Raw genomic sequence first — 5,039 nt, 5'->3', positions numbered from 1 at the left:
CCACCCCGCCGCGCCGGGCTGCGGAACCCCCCGCGCCCGGCACCGGCGCCGCGCGTCTCAGTCCACGAGATCGCGCACCACGCCGTCGGCCAGCAGCCTGCCCCGCAGGGTGAGCACGGCCCGCCCCTCCGCGTACGGCCCTGCCTCCAGCAGCCCGTCCGACAGCGCCCTGCGCGACGCCGCGAGCCCGTCCTCCCGCAGCAACGCCAGCGGCACCCCCTCCCGCAGCCGCAGCTCCAGCAGGATCCGCTCGACCCGCCGGTCCTCCTCCGACAGCACCTCACGCCCGGCCCCGGGCGACCTGCCCGAAGCCAGTGCGGCCGCGTACGCGCCCGGGTGCTTCACGTTCCACCACCGCACCCCGCCGACGTGGCTGTGCGCCCCCGGCCCGGCACCCCACCAGTCGGCTCCCCGCCAGTACAGCTCGTTGTGCAGGCACCGCCCCGCCGGCGAGGTCGCCCAGTTCGACACCTCGTACCACCCGAACCCGGCGCCCGAGAGCACCTCGTCGGCGATCAGGTACCGGTCGGCGTGGACGTCGTCGTCGGTCATCGGCACCTCGCCCCGGCGGATCCGCCGCGCCAGTTGCGTGCCCTCCTCGACGATCAGCGCGTAGGCGCTCACGTGATCGGGCCCGGCGGCGAGCACCGCGTCCAGCGACGCCCGCCAGTCGTCGTCCGACTCCCCGGGCGTGCCGTAGATCAGGTCGAGGTTGACGTGCTCGAACCCGGCCGCGCGGGCCTCCGCGACACACGCCTCCGGCCGCCCGGGCGTGTGCGTGCGGTCCAGCACCTTCAGGACGTGCCGGCGCGCGCTCTGCATCCCGAAGGAGATCCGGTTGAAGCCGCCCTCGCGCAGGGTCGCCAGATAGGCCGGGTCGACCGACTCCGGGTTCGCCTCGGTCGTGACCTCCGCGTCCTCGGCGAGCCCGAACTCCTGACGCACCGCGTCGAGCATCCGCACCAGGTCCGCGGCGTCCAGCAGCGTCGGCGTGCCCCCGCCCACGAACACCGTGCGAACGGGCCGGGGGTCGTCGCCCAGCACCTTCCGCGCCAGCCGGACCTCGTCCACGAGCGTCTCGGCGTAGTTGTCCCGGGAGGCGAGCACACCGCCGGTGCCCCGCAGCTCGGTCGCCGTGTAGGTGTTGAAGTCGCAGTAGCCGCAGCGGGTCGCGCAGTACGGGACGTGCAGGTAGAACCCGAGCGGACGGCCGGCGGCCCCGGCGAGCGCGGACGCGGGCAGCGCGCCGTCGTCGGGGACGGGCTCGCCGTCGGGGAGTGCGGAAGGCATGTCCCCCATTGTCCCGCACCGGCGCGGTGCCCCGGCCGGGAGCTGCGGCTCACTCCGCCTGGAGCACCAGCAGCGCCAGGTCGTCCGCCGGGGGCCGCGCCCCGAACTCGTGCACGAGCCGCTTGATGCGCTCGGCTATGAGCTCCGCGTCCAGCCCGGCGCACCCGGCCAGCGCCGCCGCGAGCCCGTCCCCGTCGTCGAACTGGCGGGAGCCGGAGCGGCGCTCGGTGACGCCGTCGGTGACGCACAGCAGCGTGTCGCCGGAGCGCAGCTCGAAGGTCTCGCTGGTGTACGTGACGTCCTCGACGACGCCCAGCAGGGTCTGCGGCTGCGCGCACGGGTGGACCTCACCGTCCGCCCCGAGCCGCAGGGGCAGCGGGTGCCCGGCGGAGGCGACGGTGCAGCGGACTCCGCCGTCGAAGGGGACCAGCTCGCCGTAGAGCAGGGACAGGAAGCGGGTCTGCGGGCCGTCGCCGGGCGGGGTGGGCCGCGCGCCCGCCGCCACCAGGGCCCGGGCCGCCGCGTCCGCGGCCTCCGTGGCGTCGTCGAGCAGCAGCTGGTTGAGGCGGTCCAGGACGTCGGCGACCCGGTAGCCCTCGCGGGCCAGCAGCCGCAGCCAGGGCCGGGCCAGCCCGATGACGACGGCGGCCTCGGGTCCCTTGCCCTGGACGTCGCCGACGGCGAAGCACCAGCGGCCGTCGCCGGCCGGGAACAGGTCGTAGAAGTCGCCGCTGGGCCCGCCCTTGTCGCAGGGCTCGTAGACGAGGGCGCTGCGCACGCCGGGGATCTCGGCGACGGCCCCGGGCAGCAGCCCGCGCTGCAGGACGGCGCTGATGGTGGCCTGGCGGGCGTACTGCCGGGCGGCGCCGATGGCCAGGGCCACCCGGCGGCCGAGGTCCTCGACGAGGCCGGTGATCTCGTCGGGGAAGCGGGCGGTGCCGGACCGTCCGATGACCAGGGTGCCGAGCGGACGTCCCCCGGCGACGAGGCGGTACGCGAGGGCCGAGCCGGACTCCCCCGGGGTGTCGCCGAGCGCCTCGCCGGGCCAGGGGCACGCGACGGGCCCGGAGCCCGCGAGGTCCGACGAGGGCGGCGGTTCCTTCTCCAGGGTCCGGCGCAGCTCCTCGATGCGGTTCTCGCTGCCGTGCCAGACGCGGGCCAGCCGGGGACCGCCCGCCCCGCCGCTCCAGCCGCCGCCGGTGGCCTCGTCCTCCAGCCAGACCGCGCACCAGTCGGCCAGCCGCGGCACGATCAGCTGCCCGGCGAGCGCGGCGACCAGGTCCTCGTCGAGCTGCCCGGCGAGCAGGTCGGAGGCCTCCGCGAGGAAGGACAGGGCGCCGCGCCCGAGCCAGGAGCCGTCGGGTCCGTCGCGCCCGTCGGGGTTCTCGTGGCGGTCGCGCCAGTCGCGCAGGTCGCTCCAGTCGCGCAGGCCCGGGGCGTCGCGCGGGCCGGGGGCGTGGGACGAGCCGCGGGTGCCTCCGTCGCCGGGGGTGTCCGCGGGGCCAGGGGTGTCCACGGGGCCGGGGGTGTTTGCGGGGCCGGGGGTGTCCACGGGGCCGGGGGTGTCCACGGGGCCGGCGGCGTGCCGTGCGGCCCGTGCGTCCTCGTCCGCGGCCTCCGGGGGCGGCTCCGGCGCCAGGATCTCGGCCATCCGTAATCCGCGCGCCAGCGCGCGTTTCTCCCCGGCGTACGCCTCGATCTGCTCCCCGGCCACGCCCCCCACGGCGGGCAGCCGCGCCCAGACGGTCTTCCGACCGGTGCGGTAGGTGATCCCCCAGGCCTCGGAGAGCGCGCCGACGAGCCGCAGTCCGCGCCCGTACTCCGGGGTGTCGTGGGGCGTCTCCTGCTCGCCGCCACGCGGGGCGCGGGACGGGTGGTGGTCGGAGACCTCGACGACGAGGGCGGCTGTGTCCGGGGTGTCGCCCTCCAGCCGGCACTCCATCTCGACGTCGGTGCCGGCGTGCACGACGGCGTTGGTGACGAGTTCGCTGACGACGAGCGTGGCGTCGTCGCGAAGGCGGTCGGTGAGGTGCTCGGCGCCGGGCAGGCCGCGCACGCGCCACTCCGCGAGCGCCTCGCGCACCAGGGCGCGGGCGGCTCCCGGCGCGACGGAACTGCCCGGCAGCGTCGTGTACGCCCGCGCGCGCTCCGGCGCGGGCGCCTCGGCGACGGAGACGGGCACCACGCCGCCGTCGTCGTCGGCAGCGAAAGCGGCAGCGGCAACCGCCGCAGCGGACACGGGCACGGACGCCATGCCGTCGCGGGCGGACACGGGCACGGACGCCATGCCGTCGCGGGCGGACACGGGCACGGACGCCATGCCGTCGCGGGCGGGCACGGGCACGGACGCCATGCCGTCGCGGGCGGGCACGGGCACGGACAGCCCGTCCTCGGGAGCGCACGCCTCGGAGGCGAGTGCCTCCGCAGCCGGTGCGGGCTCCTCGAAGGCAGGCCCCTCCTGAACGGGCACGGACGTCTCCCCAGCGTGTGCAGGCGCATCTGAGGCACGGAAAGCGGTCTCCCGTTGCGTCGGAATGGCCCCCATGGACAGCTCCCCGGGCAGTTCGTACGAATACGCCACAGTCGATGCCGACAGAGTGACAGACTGACCGCGCCCATAAGCGCCGAGTTACCGAAGTGGGCCGCCATGAGTGAGAACCGTGCTACTCCTGTGGTCGAAGACCGACACGAAGACGGTCAGATTCGTGCATCCGATCTGCGTCCCCTGCTCGCGGCCATGACGGCCGCCCGGGACGGCGACTTCGTCAAGGTGCCCGAAACCGGCCACGGCATGGTGGCCGAACTCACCGCGGTCCACAACCAGATCATGGACCGCAGCGTCCACTTCACCACCGAGGTGCGGCGCGTCCGGCGCGAACTGGTGCGCCACGGCCGCCTGGACGAGCGGCTCTCGGCCAGCCCGGGCCAGGGCCTGTGGACGTCCCGGATCGACGACGTGAACCAGCTGCTCGACGCCCTGGTCGCCCCGGCGGCCAACGCCACCCGCGTGCTGGACGCGGTGGCGGGCGGCGATCTGACGCAGCGGGTCGACCTGCACGACGGGACCCGGGAGTTGCGCGGCGACCTGCGCCGCCTCGGCCGGGCCGTGAACAAGATGGTCGACCAGCTGTCCCTGTTCACCGGCGAGGTGACACGGGTCGCCCGCGAGGTCGGCACCGAGGGGCGGCTCGGCGGCCGCGCCAAGGTGCAGGGGCTGTCGGGCAGTTGGCGGGACGTGACGGAGGCCGTCAACACGATGGCGTCCCGGCTGACGGCCCAGGTGCGGGACATCGCGGCCGTGACGACGGCGGTGGCGCGCGGCGACCTGACCCGTACGGTCACGGTGGAGGCGACCGGCGAGCTGCTGGAGCTGAAGCTGACCGTGAACACGATGGTCGACCAGCTCTCCGCCTTCGCCGACGAGGTCACGCGCGTGGCCCGCGAGGTCGGCACGGAGGGCCAGCTGGGCGGCCGGGCCCAGGTCAGGGGCGTCTCCGGTGTCTGGAAGGACCTCACCGACAACGTCAACTTCATGGCGTCGAACCTGACCTCGCAGGTCCGCAACATCGCCCAGGTGACGACGGCCGTGGCCAACGGCGACCTGTCGCAGAAGATCACGGTCGACGCGCAGGGCGAGATCCTGGAGCTGAAGTCGACGATCAACACGATGGTCGACCAGCTCTCCGCCTTCGCCGACGAGGTCACCCGCGTCGCCCGCGAGGTCGGCACCGAGGGCAACCTCGGCGGCC

At 75.3% G+C, this 5,039-nt stretch carries 3 protein-coding genes; 1 reads left to right on the top strand and 2 read right to left on the bottom strand.

The window, feature by feature from the left end; genetic code table 11:
- Positions 1-57: 57 nt before the first annotated feature.
- Complete coding sequence (hemW, locus tag ACPXCS_RS17540) at positions 58-1,290, bottom strand: radical SAM family heme chaperone HemW (protein ID WP_425944983.1); 1,233 nt, start codon at positions 1,288-1,290, stop codon at positions 58-60.
- Between the two features lie 49 nt (positions 1,291-1,339).
- Positions 1,340-3,577 carry a SpoIIE family protein phosphatase gene (locus ACPXCS_RS17535; RefSeq protein ID WP_425970995.1) on the bottom strand — a complete coding sequence of 746 codons (2,238 nt, stop codon included), beginning with the start codon at positions 3,575-3,577 and terminating at the stop codon, positions 1,340-1,342.
- A 360-nt stretch (positions 3,578-3,937) separates the two neighbouring features.
- On the opposite strand from ACPXCS_RS17535, the gene ACPXCS_RS17530 reads away from it, so the two are divergent.
- Positions 3,938-5,039 (top strand): HAMP domain-containing protein (locus ACPXCS_RS17530; protein WP_425970987.1); only part of this gene is annotated, 1,102 nt, incomplete at its 3' end.

It is taken from the genome of Streptomyces sp. DT190, assembly GCF_049846985.1.
GTDB lineage: Bacteria > Actinomycetota > Actinomycetes > Streptomycetales > Streptomycetaceae > Streptomyces.
Note: the sequence above shows the minus strand (reverse complement) of the source record. Positions and strands in the feature narration are given on the sequence as shown.

Coding starts and splice junctions, on each gene's coding strand:
- hemW (WP_425944983.1), bottom strand. CDS start 1,290: ATGCCTTCCGCACTCCCCGACGGCGAGCCCGTCCCCGACGACGGCGCG.
- ACPXCS_RS17535 (WP_425970995.1), bottom strand. CDS start 3,577: ATGGCGTCCGTGCCCGTGTCCGCCCGCGACGGCATGGCGTCCGTGCCC.